This window comes from Idiomarina sp., from assembly GCF_019431395.1.
Taxonomy (GTDB): domain Bacteria; phylum Pseudomonadota; class Gammaproteobacteria; order Enterobacterales; family Alteromonadaceae; genus Idiomarina.
Window position 1 is genome coordinate 484,324 of the sequence record NZ_CP080268.1, and the last position, 14,458, is coordinate 498,781.

A 14,458-nucleotide genomic window follows, 5' to 3' on the forward strand; every position below is an offset into this window, starting at 1 on the left:
TAACCATGGCTAACGAAAAGCAAAAAGGGATAATCGCCTGGTTTGGCAATAACCCGGTTGCGGCAAACCTTCTCATGATTGTGATTTTGGTTGCCGGCGCACTATCTATCTTTACGGTGCGCAAGCAAATGTTCCCGGAAATTGAGCTGAATATTATCAGCATTCAAGTACCATTCCCCGGTGCTGCCCCGCAGGAAGTCGAGCAGGGCGTGATCATGCTTATCGAAGACTCGATTGAGGATGTGGACGGTATCGAAGAAATGACCTCCCGCTCCAGTGAAGGCATTGGTAGTGTGACCCTCGAAGTGGAGCCTGACTACGATGTGCAAGTAGTCATGGACGAGGTCAAAATGCTGGTAGATGCTATTCCCAACTTTCCGCAGCAAATTGAAAAACCCAATATTTATCGGGTACGACCCAATCGTGACGTCATCTGGGTCACCGTATTTGGTGATGCCAACGAACGCACCCGTAAAGAGTTAGCAAAAACCATCCGCGATGAGCTAAAAACGGTTGGCGGTATTACCAAAGTCGAAGTGGTTGGTGCCCGCGACTATGAAATTGCGATTGAAATTTCGCAGCAGGATTTGGAGCGTTACGGCTTAACCTTCCAGCAAATTGTTAACGCGGTTCGCGGTACCTCCATTGATGTGGCTGGTGGTTCAATCAAGACGCCTAATGGCGACATCTTATTACGTGCTAACAATCAGGCTTATCGCGGCGATGAGTTTGAAAAAATTGTTTTAGTCAGCCGCCCCGATGGTACCCGCATAACGCTAGGCGATATTGCAAAAGTTGAGGATGGTTTTGTCGAAACAGAGGCCTTTACCCGTTTTGATGGCAAGCCGGCAACGTTTGTCCGTATTAATTCAGTGGGTGACCAAAACGACCTGAAGATCGCTGAGTATGTAAAGAACTACGTAGCAGAGAAACAGCAAGAGTTACCAAACGAGATCCAGGTCGCATCATGGGGTGACTCATCCTACTATCTGCAAGGTCGCCTGGACTTAATGCTTAACAATATGTGGATCGGTGGCTTATTGGTATTCCTAATGCTGTCATTGTTCCTGCAATTGCGCTTGGCGTTCTGGGTTATGATCGGTATTCCGGTGTGTTTCTTGGGTACCATTGCGCTATTGCCGATTGTTGATGTTTCTATCAACATGATTTCGTTGTTTGGCTTTATATTGGTACTGGGGATAGTGGTCGATGACGCGATAGTCATCGGCGAGAGTGCTTACACAGAAATAGAGGAAAAAGGCAAAAGCGTTGACAATGTCGTCGCTGGCGCCAAACGCGTTGCGATACCGGCAACGTTTGGGGTTTTAACCACCATGGTAGCGTTTATTCCTATGCTGATGGTAGAAGGCGGCATGGGGGCTATTTGGGAGTCGATTGCGTTTGTGGTAATCATCGCCTTGGCGTTTTCCTTAATCGAGTCAAAATGGATTTTGCCCGCGCATATTGCACAGATGAAGTACTCCAAAGATGGTTTGGAAAAACCAAATAAGTTTCAACGTTTTCGTAACCGTTTTGCCGATGCTATTCAGCGATTCGTGACCAATTATTACCGTCCGTTTTTGAAGAAGTGTCTGCACTATCGTTATGCCACGTTGGCTACCTTTGTTGGCATGATGATTTTAATGATCGGTCTGCTCAGTGGCGGTATCGTGCGTTGGGTTTTCTTCCCGGATATCCCCAGTGACTTTATTCAAGCTAACGTTGAAATGCAGCCTGGTAGCTCAGAAGAACGCACTATTGAAGTGCTTGAAAGCGTCGCCAAAGGACTGCAACACGTTGACGAAGAAACCGAGCAGTCGGAAGGTGATGGCGTTGTTCGTCACACCAATATTTGGCTGAATGGTACTGAATCAGGCACGGTTTTCGCCGAACTTAAAAAAGGCGAAGATCGCAATATCGACGGCTATGAAATTGTTAACCAATGGCGTGAATCAGTGCCGGAACTTGCTGGCGTGCGCGCGATTAACTTCCAGGGCGGTATTGGCGGCGGTGGCGGCTTCGACATCGAATTCCAGTTGGTTGGTGATGATCTTAACGCGCTAAAAGCAGCCGCAGATGAGTTAAAAGCGGTGCTGGGTGAATATGATGGTGTGTTCGATATCGAGGATACCTTTGGTGATGGCAAAGACGAAGTGTTGGTAACCACCAAACCGCTAGCTGAGGCAATGGGTATAAACCTCGCCGAGCTGGCTACGCAGGTTCGATATGCATTCTACGGCGCCGAAGCACAGCGCATACAACGCGGTGACGAAGAAGTCAAAGTCATGGTTCGCTATCCGGAAGAACAGCGCCAATCGGTGGGTAACTTGCAGGATATGAAGTTACGCATGGCAGATGGCTCGGAAATTCCGTTTACGGAACTTGCTGATATCGAGTTTGCTGAAGGTTACTCTACGATTACCCGTATCAATCGTGAACGTTCTGTGAACGTGCGGGCACGGGCTGACAAAGACCGTGTCGAGCCATTCCGAATTGTCGGTGAAGTTCGGGGTCAGAAACTACCGGAAATTTTGGAAAAATACCCAAGCGTTGGCTTTAAACTGCAGGGGGCAACCCAGGATGAAGCCGAAGCGACTGACTCACTGGCGTTAGGTGGTTTACTGGCAATGCTGGCGGTCTACGCGCTGATGGCGATTCCGCTTAAGTCATATAGCCAGCCGTTAATCATTATGTCGGTAATTCCGTTTGGTATTATCGGTGCGGTTATCGGTCACTGGATATTAGGTATGCCGGTCAGCATCTTGAGCTTATTCGGTATTATCGCGCTGTCCGGGGTGGTTGTTAATGACAGTCTGGTGATGGTGGATTACGTTAACAAAGCGCGTGAAGTCGGTACCGATTTACGCCATGCGGTATTGGATGCCGGTTGCCGCCGTTTCCGCGCGATAACGTTAACATCTTTAACGACCTTCTTTGGTCTGTTACCTATTGTACTGGAAAAGAGTATGCAGGCTAAGCTGGTTATTCCGATGGCGATATCACTGGCGTTCGGGATTATTTTTGCAACGATTATTACGCTGCTGTTAATTCCGTGTCTGTACTTGATCTTGAGTGACTTTAAACGCGGCATGCGCAGCATGTTGTCCTGGTATGGGTTAGCTAAACCACCTGAACCTAAAGACATGAGCACAAAAGAGGCACTGGAAAACTACTAACCCCCAATAGCCTCGATTCATGAGCCGCAGTTTTGTAAAAAACTGCGGCTTTTTTACTTAGCAGTCGTCATAATTTGTTAATATAGAGCACATAAACTAAAACAAACTGTCAGGGCACAGGCATCATGTTGCTATCACTGCTCGATTTTATTGCGTTAGCATTTTTCTTTTTTTGCTGGATTGGCTATTCGTTATTCGCACGCAAGCGAGCTCGAACGACGCACTGTTTATCCAGTATTTTGTGTACCTTGCGTATCGATTGGATGCAAACGGTGATGCACAAGGATAATCAGATTGCCGATGCGTCGCTTATCGGCAACGTCGAGCGCACAGTCACGTTTTTTGCCTCCTCGACGGTACTGGTGCTAGCTGGTGTAATTACCGTACTCGCGCATTCTGAAGAAGTCGTCCAAGTACTTAATGAATTACCGCTAACGCCGGCTTCTAGTGCGGTTATGGTGCAATTCCAATTGGCTGTATTGGCGATGATCTTTATCTATGCCTTTTTCAAATTTACCTGGTCGATACGACAGTTCGGCTTTGTCTCGGTATTATTGGGTGCATCGGTTAAATATCAGCAACAGAACCGCAGTGAAGAGGAGCGTGTTGCGTTTGCGAATCACGCGGCGCGGGTACTGGATCAGTCCGGTCATGAGTACAATAAGGGACTGCGGACCTATTATTTTGCACTCGCCTACCTGGCCTGGTTTTTACATCCTCTGATGCTGATTTTATCCAGCAGTATTGTTGTCTTTATTCTCTATCGCCGTGAATACAATTCGCGAGTACTCAGGCATTTACTGGCTACGCACGGACTTGAACCCGGCAAGAAATAACAGGAGTAAGGTTTGAACACAACACAGTCAACGGTGTTTAACGACTTTTTGCAATGGACTCGTGATAACGAGTGGGGCTACAACGGTCACTTCGAAACTCGCCTTAGCGATGGTACTCAGCTAACGGTTTGGGATAGCGGTGTGCTGGTGGTTGAGCCGGCAAAGACGACAGACAAAGATATTGTGATTAGCTGTGCTGTGCATGGTAACGAGACCGCACCCATTGAGATCTGCCGTGACATTATTCAGGACATTATTGCTGAGAAACAGCCGGTAATACACCGTACGTTGTTTTTAATAGCCAACCCTGCGTCGATAAACGTTGGCCGACGCTTTGTTGAAGAAAATATGAACCGGCTGTTCAGTGGCGCTCATAGCGAAGGCGGAATAAGTAATCCCGAACGTGAGCGGGCCGCTAAGCTGGAACAGTACGTTAAACGTTTTTACCAGCAAGTTGAGGGAACCAACCGTCGCCGTTATCACTACGACCTGCATACCGCGATTCGTGATTCTAAGCGTGAAAAATTTGCGGTTTATCCATTTACTCACGGTAAGCCTTATAAAAAAGACCAGCTGTTATTTTTATTGGCCTGCGGGGTCGACACGGTGTTACTGAACAAAGCAGCGACAACCACGTTCTCATACTTTTCGGTCAATGAGTTTGGCGCTGATGCCTTTACAGTCGAGCTCGGTAAGGTACGACCCTTTGGTGAGAATAACCGCGACAGTTTTGCCGCTGCGGAGCGAAGCTTGCGGCAATTAATAGCTCAGCCGGAGCCGCAGTTACCGAATTTTGATCCGCAACAGCACTTTATTTTTGCAGAAGCACAAACTATTAACCGCATGAATCAGGACTTTGAACTTAATTTTGCTGATGACGTGGCCAACTTTACCGCGTTTGAAAAGGGTGATTTATTGGCCACGGATGGTGGCGAGCCGATCTACGCCCAACATGACGCTGAACACATTATTTTCCCCAACGCTAAGGTCGCATTAGGGCAGCGCGCATTGCTTACGGTTGTGCGAGTGCCGACCGATTCACTTGAGCTGGTCTAATCTGCGTTGAATCATTGTTAAAACTGTTCGTTTCTATTTACACTTAGCCCATTGATTAATGTGCAATGGGTTGAGTGGGCTATTTGCATAGCACTTTACGTAAAGGTAAAGTAGCGGCAATTTTCCACCCTGCTAACAACCGAAAGAGAAGGTTATGGCCAAGGATAAAAAACACAACACAGAGATTGTGACAAAACCTCAATGGTTTGATGGTGAATCAGTCACAATTCCGATGCTGCAAATCCTCAAAGAGGACGGTAGCTTCCATAAAAATGCTGACATGCCAGAGTACGATAAAGACCTTATCGTAAAAATCCATGACACCATGCAGTTTATTCGTACGCTGGACGAGCGCATGATTGCAGCGCAGCGTCAGGGGCGTATTAGCTTCTACCTGGCTTCGCGTGGAGAAGAGGCAGAAAGTGTCGCTTCTGCAGCCGCATTAGATGACGGCGATATGATCATGGGACAGTATCGCGAGCAGGGTGCGTTGGCGTATCGCGGCTTTACCGTTGAACAGTTCATGAACCAGTTGTTCTCGAACGAAAAAGACTTAGGTAAAGGTCGCCAAATGCCGGTTCACTATGGCTGTGCTGACTTAAACTTTATGACCATATCCTCGCCGCTGGGTACTCAAATTCCACAAGCAACCGGTTATGCCTTCGGGCAGAAGATGGATAAAACCGGTAAGTGCACAATTTGCTATTTTGGCGAAGGTGCCGCTTCTGAAGGTGACTTCCACGCTGCCCTAAACATGGCATCGGTTTATAAAGTACCGGTTATTTTCTTCTGTCGTAACAACGGTTACGCCATATCAACGCCATCGCAAGGCGAGCAGTATGGCGGTGACGGCATTGCGCCACGCGGTATTGGCTATGGCATGAAAACCATCCGTATAGACGGTAACGACGTGTTTGCCGTGCTAAAAGCGACGCAGGAAGCACGTCGCCTGGCAGTAGAAGAGAACGAGCCGGTACTGATTGAAGCCATGTCTTATCGTATGTCGGGTCACTCGACGTCGGACGATCCAACGGGTTACCGTACGCGCGAAGAAGAAGACGACTGGAAAGTAAAAGATCCGCTTGATCGTCTGCAAAAATGGATGATGAATGAAGGCTGGTTGGATAAAGACCATGTTGAAGAGCATCATGCAGAAGTCAAAGCTAAGGTTCTGGCGGCGTTAAAAGAAGCCGAAAAAGTACCAGCGCCACATATCGATGAACTGATTAATGACGTATATGACGAACCGACGCCATTGCTGAAAGAGCAATTGGAAGAGTTGAAAGAGCATATCCGTAAGTATCCGGATGCGTATCCGAACACGTCAGGGAGAATCGACTAATGGCTAAAATGAATTTATTACAAGCCATCAACAGCGCACTCGACCTGGCGATGGCCAAACACGACAATGTCTACAGCTTTGGTGAAGACACCGGTGGCTTTGGCGGCGTATTCCGTGCAACTTCTGGTTTGACCGAGAAATACGGCAAGCACCGCAACTTTAATACACCACTGGTTGAACAGGGCATCATTGGCTTCGCTAACGGCCTGGCTTCACAAGGTAGCTATGCGGTTGCGGAAATTCAGTTTGGTGACTACATATTCCCGGCGTTTGACCAGATCGTTAACGAGTCGGCTAAGTTTCGTTACCGCTCGGGCAACGAGTTTGATGTGGGCGGCTTAACCATTCGCACGCCTTACGGTGGTGGTATTGCCGGTGGTCACTATCACTCGCAGTCGCCGGAAGCGTATTTTGCGCATACGCCGGGTATCAAAATTGTAACGCCGCGTAACCCATACGAAGCTAAGGGTCTACTGCTGAGCGCCATTTTTGATAAAAACCCGGTATTATTTATGGAGCCGAAGCGCCTGTATCGTGCATCGACGGGTGAGGTTCCTGAAGAAGAATACACTATTCCATTAGGCAAAGCTGACGTCGTTAAAGAAGGTACGGATATTACTGTACTGGGCTGGGGCGCGCAGATGGAAGTGACCGAAAAAGCGGTCGAGAAAGCCGAACAAGACGGCGTGTCTTGTGAAGTGATCGACTTACGGACTATTTTGCCGTGGGACGTTGAAACTGTCACTCAGTCGGTACTGAAAACCGGACGTTTGGTTATTTCTCAGGAAGCCCCAATTACCGGCGGCTTTGCTAGCGAGATTGCAGCAACGGTGCAGGATAAGTGCTTCTTATACCTTGAGTCGCCAATCGCGCGCGTATCAGGTATTGATGTGCCATATCCGTTGTGTCACGAGAAAGAGTACATGGCTGATCACTTGAAGATCTACGAAGCCATCAAACGCTCAATGAACTACTAAGGACCCATCGACATGAGTAAAGATTTTATTCTGCCCGATATCGGCGAAGGGATCGTAGAGTGCGAAATCGTTGAGTGGCTGGTAGCCGAAGGCGACGAAGTTAAAGAAGATCAGCCTGTTGTTGAGGTCATGACTGACAAAGCCATGGTTGAGATACCGGCGAAAGACGATGGTGTGGTTGAAAAGCTGTATTACCAAAAAGGCGATATTGCTAAAGTCCACGAGCCGTTATTCCGCATTAATGCTGAAGGCGATTCAAACGACGCTGCTGCAACCGAAGAACCAAAAGAAGACGACGTAGCTCGTGCCTCTGGCGTAGCTCGTGCCTCTGGCACGAGTAACGAAACCACCGACTTCATCCTCCCCGATATCGGCGAGGGTATCGTCGAGTGTGAAATCGTCAGGTGGTTGGTCGCTGAAGGCGATGAAGTGAAAGAAGACCAACCCGTGGTTGAGGTGATGACCGACAAAGCCACGGTTGAGATTCCAGCGAAAGAAGACGGCAAAGTCGTTAAGCTGTATCACAAAAAAGGCGATATCGCCGAAGTCCATAAGCCGTTATTTGCTTTGCAACCAGCCGGCGGCGCTCAGGCTTCAGGCTCTGCTGAGACTGCTTCAGGCAGCGCTTCGCAAAACAGTGCAGAGTCTAAGCCGCAAGCAACTGCAAAGGCAGAGGCTGAGCCACCAGCGAAAGCGCGCCAGGGCAAAGCCATTGCCAGCCCTGCAGTGCGTCGCTTAGCGCGCGAGAATGATATTAATATCGCTGACGTTTCTGGCTCTGGTAAGAAAGGTCGTGTCTTGAAAAAAGACATTGAAGCCTTCAAGTCGGGTGACAACGTAGCTCGTGCCTCTGGCTCGAGTAATAACGCAGATGTCAGTGCCAATGCAGCTACTAGTACTAGCGGCGGCACACGCACCGAAGCTATCCGTGGCGTCAAAGCGGCTATGGCTAAGCAGATGATGAACTCTGTCAGCACTATTCCGCACTTCACTTATGCCGATGAATTTGATCTCACTAACCTGATTGCGCTGCGTGAAAAGCTGAAAGAACAATACAAAGAGAAAGGCGTACGCTTAACCGTCATGCCGTTCTTTATTAAAGCGTTGTCGCTGGCTCTAAAAGAGTTCCCGGTAATGAATGCGCAGGTGAACGAAGACTGCACTGAAATTACCTACTTTGATGACCACAATATCGGCATGGCAGTCGATACCAAAATTGGCTTGTTAGTGCCTAACGTAAAACAGGTACAAAACAAGAGTATTATCGATGTGGCCAATGAAGTGACTCGTTTAACGCAGGCTGCTCGAGAAGGCAAAGTGCCTCAGGCTGACATGAAAGGCGGTACTATTAGTATTTCGAACATTGGTGTTATCGGCGGTACGGTGGCAACTCCTATCATTAACAAGCCGGAAGCAGCCATTGTTGCCTTAGGCAAAGTGCAGGAACTACCGCGCTTTGACGAAAACGGCAACGTCGTAGCTCGTAAGATAATGACGGTAAGCTGGTCAGGCGACCATCGTATTATCGACGGCGGCACCATAGCCCGCTTTAACAAACGCTGGCAGGAATACCTCGAAGACCCCACCAGCATGCTCGTCAACATGGTGTAGTTCGCGCCCTGACGCGACACACCCGTTGCGGCGAACACAAAAAAGGCGGCTGGGTGATTGAAACCTCTTAATCAAGGGACGCCCGCAAGTACGTCCCTGTAGGGCTTGACTGGCGCCATCCATGGCGCCAGACACCCTTGCTTAAGAGGTTAGTCAATCACCTTGGCGCCTTCTTTTTTGTACTCGCCTTACGGCTGAAGTGCTATCGGCGTGATTGGCTGCTATACCCTCGCCCGAGAATGTTGGAGGGCATGGATGCCCGGAAACAAGCCACACGGACGTGCTTGGAGCGGTTCTCGGGCGAGGGTATAGCAGCCAAGCAGAAAGCCGATAGCACTTCAACCCCTTTACTTGTTGCAGTTTATCCGTTCGTGCAGTAGCGTTAAGTCAGTGTATAAAGGGATTTACTGATGTTTGAGTCTGTTCATCTTAGCGTTTCTGTGATTCTCGCGCTGCTATCGTTAGCGCCGTTATTGCGTGTTCAACATTGGCTCATTCGCGGGCTGGATTTTCCGCGCTTTCAGTTAGCGGTTTTGTTGGCTTTCTGGTTGCTGATTGGGCTGTTCTATTTCGAATCATTCGCTCTGACAGAGTCGCTATCTATGGCGATACTGGGGCTTACCCTGGCGCGTCAGTTATGGTGGATTATTCCGTATACCCGCTTGTTTCCGGTCGAGGTGGAGGCTACTAGCGACAAGAGCGTGGCGCATATCAAGATAATGACAGCTAACGTGCTAACGCCTAACCGCAACAGCGAACAATTGATACGCCTTATTAAGCATAATCAGCCAGATGTGATTATTACACTGGAGTCAGACAACTGGTGGCAGCAACAATTGGCTGCGATCGAAGAGGTTTATACTTATTCGGTAAAGGTGCCGTTGGATAATCTTTACGGCATGCACTTATACTCGCGGCTGCCTTTGCATAACAGTGAAGTGCGATATATCGTCGAAAACGATAAACCCTCGATACATAGCTGGATAGAACTCGAATCCGGTGAGCGTATAAAAGCACACTTTGTTCATCCGGCACCACCAAGCCCGTCCGAAAATGAAGAATCGACTGAGCGCGATGCGGAGCTCTTGCGGTTGGCGGAAGAAATTGATGAAAAGCACACGCCGACGGTGGTTGCAGGTGATCTTAACGATGTCGCCTGGTCGCGGACGACGCTTTTGTTCCGCAAAATGAGTGGCTTGCTCGATCCGCGCATTGGCAGGGGCATGTTTAATACCTTTCATGCTAATTACTGGTTTGCCCGCTGGCCATTAGATCATATTTTCCACAGCCACCACTTTGCCCTGGTAAAGGTCGAACGCTTGCCCCCGTTTGGCTCCGATCACTTCCCTCTACTCACCGAGCTCGCCCTAAAGCCGGAACTCAACAGCCCTACAGATGCCCCAGAACCCGACGCCGCCGACCAAGAGCTCGCCCGCAACCTCCGCCAGCAGGTGCGTTAACCTGATGTAGGTCGCGTCCTGACGCGACACACCCGTTGCGCCGAGTACAAAAAAGACGGCTGGGTGATTGAAACCTCTTAATCAAGGGACGCCCGCAAGTACGTCCCTGTAGGGCTTGACTGGCGCCATCCATGGCGCCAGACACCCTTGCTTAAGAGGTTAGTCAATCACCTTGGCGCCTTCTTTTTTGTACTCGCCTTACGGCTGAAGTGCTATCGGCGTGATTGGCTGCTATACCCTCGCCCGAGAATGTTGGAGGGCATGGATGCCCGGAAACAAGCGTACAGGGATGTACTTGCAGCGTCCCTTTGAATTCCCTGCCCGATAACAGGACAAAGCCCGCTAGTGAGCCTCGCAGCACCAAATCCAATGACAGCATGCTCACCGGCTAGCGCTACGCTCACGTCCAAAGCGCAGGCGTTGCAGGATCAGGCCGGTGATGATGAGGATGAGGCCGGTGATGGTGCTGGGGTAGATGGTTTCGCCGAGGATTTGGTTTAGGAGTAGCAGCGAGACGAATGGTGACAGGAATATCAGATTGCTGATAAGCGAGGTGTTGGTGGCTGTTTTCATGGCCATCATCCAGAACAGGAAAGTGATACCCATTTCGAACAAACCAACGTAGGTGACTGCCACCCAGCCTTGCCAGGGGATGTTTGACCAATCGCTGCTAATGAAGCTCCAGATTATTAAAAATGGTAGTGCAAGGCCAAATGCCAGCACTAACTGAACGATGGACTCGGCGTTACGTTTGGTATTGATGATCCAGTAGGCGGCCCACAAAAATGTTGATAACAGCGCCCAAAACACACCGATTGGATTAGAAAAGCTTAACCCGAGTACATCGCCACGGGTGGCAATGACCAGTACGCCTAAATAGCCGAGCGCGCTTGCTGCCCAGTCGCGTTTACGAATCGGCTGCTTTAATATGATGGCAGCCATAAAGGTGAGTGCGATTGCCCAGGTGTAATTTAGCGGCTGGGCTTCGGATGCGGGTAACAGTGAATAGGCTTCGAATAGCACCAGGTAATAGAGTACCGGATTAATTGCGCCTACTAACAAATAATATAACGGCATTCGGCGCAGTTCGAGTAATATCAGTGACTGTTTGCCGCGGATTAACGCAATAGTAAACAAAATAGCAAAAGATACCGCAGTTGCTGCGGTGACCATTTGCAGCGGGGTTAAGTAATTTAGGGTGATTTTAAAGGCGGTTGCCACGGTGGACCAAAGCAATACCGCGGTGAGTGCGTAGCCGACGGCTTTTTTGTCATTGGCAGTTAGTGACACAATGGCTCCTCGCAACCGTTAAAATCATTCAGGTAGCGCGGAGCATAACGCAAATAGTGCGTTTATGCGTATTTAAAATTGTTATGGTTAAGGAAAAACGGGGAGCTGTTATGCAACCAACCCTTAGCGTGATTACGCTGATAACCGATGACCTAGTGCGGGCGGTTAGTTTTTATCGTGATGGCTTGGGTTTGCCCACCCAAGGTATTGTGGGGGATGTCAATACGGATACTCAAGTGGCGTTCTTTAACCTTAATGACAACCTGAAACTGGCGATTTGGCCGCGTCGGAGTTTGGCTAATCAACTCGGTATCACGCCCAAAGGTATTGGACATATGCTGAGCCACAATGTTTCGAGACAAGAACAAGTCGATGAGTTGGCAAGCGCAGCAGAGCAAGCGGGTGCAGAGCTGTTGAAATCACCGCACTGGCAACCCTGGGGCTGCTACGGTGCCTACTTTAAAGATCCTGACGGCCACTTGTGGGAGATCACCTACAATCCAAAGTATAAGTAATCAACAAAAGATATAGCTTAAAGATTTTGCAGAGTATATGATCAGTTCATTATTTTTGAACGTAATATCAAAAATTATCGAATTGGTTCTACAACAGGAAAACGACTGCTTATGCTCTGTAATAAAGTCCGCACTGAGCTACAACAAACGCAACAACAACTTGCCAGCTATCAACAGTTGGTCAAAGCGATTGATAACAACATCGCACGCATAGATTTCACCCCGGATGGAAATATTATTAATGCCAATCGCATCTTTTTGGCGACAATGGGCTATGAGTTTGATGATATTGTTGCTAAACACCATCGTTTGTTTTGCACCGAATCCTATATTAGCTCGCCAGCATACAAAGAGTTTTGGCGTCATCTAGCGGCTGGTAACTCACATCATGGCCGGTTCCAGCGGCTGACAGCGAACGGTAATGAAATTTGGCTAGAGGCGAGTTATTTTCCGGTTCTCAACGCCCAGGGCCGGGTTGAGTCAATCACCAAAATAGCCAAAGACGTTACTGATGAGGTGAAAGCGCTTGAGCATCAACGAGCCATTAGTGAAGCGATACAACGTTCGATGGCGACCATAGAGTTCACACCAGATGGGCAAATTGTTTGGGCGAACGAGCATTTTCTTAATGCCGTAGGTTACCAATTAGACGATATTCGTGGTGCTCATCATAAAATATTTTGTGATGATGATTTTTATGGGCAATATCCTGACTTTTGGGCGGAGTTAGCGGCAGGTGAATACAAAACAGGTCAGTTTAAGCGTTTTGATAAAAATGGTCAGGCGATTTGGCTAGAGGCAACCTATAACCCTATTTTCAATGACTTGGGTGAAGTGGTTAAAGTGATTAAATTTGCGAGTGATGTCACTGATGGCGTTGAGCGGGCAGATAAAACGACGGTGGCGGCAGAGATTGCTCATAGTACCTCGTTGCAAACGGCTATGATTGTTAAAGACGGCCTTGATAAAATTCAGCAATCGGTCGCAACTTCTATGCGTATCGCAGAAGAAAGCGCAAAAGCTGATGCGGTGATTGAGCGGCTACAAGGCCAAGCTGACAGCATCGAAGACATTGTTAAAACCATTAATGGATTAGCCGACCAGACTAATCTATTAGCCTTGAATGCGGCTATTGAAGCCGCTAGGGCGGGTGAACATGGTCGTGGGTTTGCGGTGGTTGCTGACGAGGTTCGCAACTTAGCCAATCGTACGACAGAGGCTACCTCGGGTATATCGAAGGTTATGCAGCAGAGCACTGAAGTCTCTAACGCGGTTTCGCAACAAATCGATGTGATACAGGAACAGGCGCTAATGAGCAAAGAGCAGGTTGGTAAAGTGCACGCCATTATGAATGAGATTGATCAAGGCGCGACTGACGTTGTGGATGCCGTCAGCCGCTTAAGCTAGCCTTCGCGTTTGGCGGTAATCCGCCTGACCAATCCCGGAAAAAAGCGTTTTAGTGTTGGTGCTAATGCGCTTAATCCTTTACCAATAATCGCTTCGGCTTTATCGGCCTGGATTGCTTGGATAATACCCGCGGCGCATTCGTCGGCACTGATGCCTTGCTCAATTTCAGGGTCGTTATGACCTTGTTGTTTGCCGTCCGCTTGTAGTGCATTGATAGCAATCTGTGTATTCACAAAACCCGGCAAAATACTGGTGACCTGCACATTGTGTTCGGCCATTTCGGCGCGCAAACAATCCATGTAGCCTACTACCGCAAACTTAGCGCCAGAATAACCACTGCGTAACTTGCTACCGACTTTACCCGCGACACTGGCAACGGTAACAATGTGACCGGCCCCTTGCTCAATCATTTTAGGCATCACCACCTGGTTAAGTGCGACAACACCAAAATAATCAATTTCCATCAGTTGGCGATAAACGGATAAGTCGGTATCCAACGCTTTGCTGCGTTGTGATACGCCGGCATTGTTGATGAGGATGTCGACCGGCGTATCAGCTAATGCCTGTTCGGCGGCTGCTTGCGCGGTTTCGGGTTGCGCTAAATCCAGCGCCAGTACGCGATGTTTTTCGCTATTAGGCAGTGCCTGACGCAACTCTTCCAGTTGCTGTTCGCGTCGCGATGTCAGAATCAATGCCGCGCCCGCGTCAGCCAGTTGTTTAGCCAAGGCTAAACCGATACCCGAAGAAGCACCGGTTAGCCAGATGGTTTTATCCTTTATGGCGGTCAT

Annotated in this window: 11 protein-coding genes; 9 read left to right on the forward strand and 2 right to left on the reverse strand. The window is 48.8% G+C overall.

What is annotated here, in order from left to right; all coding sequences use genetic code 11:
* Positions 1–5 precede the first annotated feature (5 nt).
* From KZ771_RS02415 to KZ771_RS02445, 7 genes are all read left to right on the forward strand, one after another.
* The gene (locus KZ771_RS02415) at positions 6–3,176 is read left to right on the forward strand and encodes an efflux RND transporter permease subunit (protein WP_290654255.1); all 3,171 of its coding nucleotides are present in this window, start codon (positions 6–8) and stop codon (positions 3,174–3,176) included.
* Between the two features lie 125 nt (positions 3,177–3,301).
* Positions 3,302–4,012, forward strand: coding sequence for a DUF599 domain-containing protein (locus KZ771_RS02420; RefSeq protein ID WP_290654256.1), 711 nt, complete (start codon positions 3,302–3,304; stop codon positions 4,010–4,012).
* A 12-nt stretch (positions 4,013–4,024) separates the two neighbouring features.
* Complete coding sequence (gene astE, locus KZ771_RS02425) at positions 4,025–5,068, forward strand: succinylglutamate desuccinylase (RefSeq protein WP_290654257.1); 1,044 nt, start codon at positions 4,025–4,027, stop codon at positions 5,066–5,068.
* 154 nt (positions 5,069–5,222) lie between these two features.
* Positions 5,223–6,410 (forward strand): thiamine pyrophosphate-dependent dehydrogenase E1 component subunit alpha, encoded by a 1,188-nt coding sequence (locus KZ771_RS02430; RefSeq protein WP_290654258.1) that lies wholly within the window; start codon positions 5,223–5,225, stop codon positions 6,408–6,410.
* The gene (locus KZ771_RS02435) at positions 6,410–7,387 is read left to right on the forward strand and encodes a transketolase C-terminal domain-containing protein (RefSeq protein WP_290654259.1); all 978 of its coding nucleotides are present in this window, start codon (positions 6,410–6,412) and stop codon (positions 7,385–7,387) included. Before KZ771_RS02430 ends, KZ771_RS02435 begins: the two co-directional genes overlap by 1 nt.
* A gap of 12 nt (positions 7,388–7,399) precedes the next feature.
* Positions 7,400–8,998, forward strand: coding sequence for a dihydrolipoyllysine-residue acetyltransferase (locus KZ771_RS02440; protein ID WP_290654260.1), 1,599 nt, complete (start codon positions 7,400–7,402; stop codon positions 8,996–8,998).
* A gap of 410 nt (positions 8,999–9,408) precedes the next feature.
* Positions 9,409–10,458 (forward strand): endonuclease/exonuclease/phosphatase family protein, encoded by a 1,050-nt coding sequence (locus tag KZ771_RS02445; RefSeq protein ID WP_290654261.1) that lies wholly within the window; start codon positions 9,409–9,411, stop codon positions 10,456–10,458.
* A 381-nt stretch (positions 10,459–10,839) separates the two neighbouring features.
* On the opposite strand, the gene KZ771_RS02450 is transcribed toward KZ771_RS02445, so the two are convergent.
* Positions 10,840–11,748: a DMT family transporter gene (locus KZ771_RS02450; RefSeq protein ID WP_290572512.1), complete on the reverse strand. Its 909-nt coding sequence runs from the start codon at positions 11,746–11,748 to the stop codon at positions 10,840–10,842.
* A gap of 110 nt (positions 11,749–11,858) precedes the next feature.
* On the opposite strand from KZ771_RS02450, the gene KZ771_RS02455 reads away from it, so the two are divergent.
* Together KZ771_RS02455 and KZ771_RS02460 are read left to right on the forward strand one after the other, a co-directional pair.
* The gene (locus KZ771_RS02455; protein ID WP_290654262.1) at positions 11,859–12,263 is read left to right on the forward strand and encodes a VOC family protein; all 405 of its coding nucleotides are present in this window, start codon (positions 11,859–11,861) and stop codon (positions 12,261–12,263) included.
* A gap of 111 nt (positions 12,264–12,374) precedes the next feature.
* On the forward strand, positions 12,375–13,670 hold the full coding sequence (locus KZ771_RS02460; protein WP_290654263.1) for a PAS domain-containing methyl-accepting chemotaxis protein: 1,296 nt from the start codon (positions 12,375–12,377) through the stop codon (positions 13,668–13,670).
* Here KZ771_RS02460 and KZ771_RS02465 read toward each other — a convergent pair.
* Positions 13,667–14,458, reverse strand: a complete 792-nt coding sequence (locus KZ771_RS02465; protein ID WP_290654264.1) for an SDR family oxidoreductase — start codon at positions 14,456–14,458, stop codon at positions 13,667–13,669. The genes KZ771_RS02460 and KZ771_RS02465 overlap by 4 nt on opposite strands.